The organism is Pseudoalteromonas sp. S3178, from assembly GCF_005886985.1.
GTDB classification, from domain to species: Bacteria; Pseudomonadota; Gammaproteobacteria; order Enterobacterales; family Alteromonadaceae; genus Pseudoalteromonas; species Pseudoalteromonas carrageenovora.
In genome coordinates this window covers 1-364 of the sequence record NZ_PNCW01000523.1, presented here as the reverse complement: position 1 = coordinate 364, position 364 = coordinate 1, and the positions used below count along the sequence as shown (strand labels likewise).

At 44.0% G+C, this 364-nt stretch carries 1 protein-coding gene; it reads right to left on the bottom strand.

Annotated elements, in window-relative coordinates; translation table 11 throughout:
- Positions 1-364: helix-turn-helix domain-containing protein (locus CWC11_RS22040; protein ID WP_138684266.1), on the bottom strand; the 364-nt coding region annotated here is incomplete at both ends.

Below are 364 nucleotides of genomic sequence, written 5' to 3'. Positions count from 1 at the left end.
TTTCAATTTCACCACACGCTTCGTCATCATGCTTTTTCTTTTCAAGCGCAGTCACTTGGGCGTCGGTGAGTATAATACCTTCGTTAGCCACTTTATCTTCTAGCGCCTTGAGACGCTTTTTAAAGTTCTCTAGGCCATGACGTAGCCATATTGAACGAACACCGCTGCCGGAAACGAATACGCCTTGTTTTCTGAGTTCATTACTCGTTCTGTGTTGGTCGTGAGCTGGGTAATCGACAGCGTATTTAATGACCGCTTGTTCAGTTGCTTCATCAACTCTATTTTTTAAGTTTGGCGCTCTACGACTTTTATCAATTAACGCATCAAGTCCACCGTCCTCGACGAGCTCTTGGTATCGATAAAA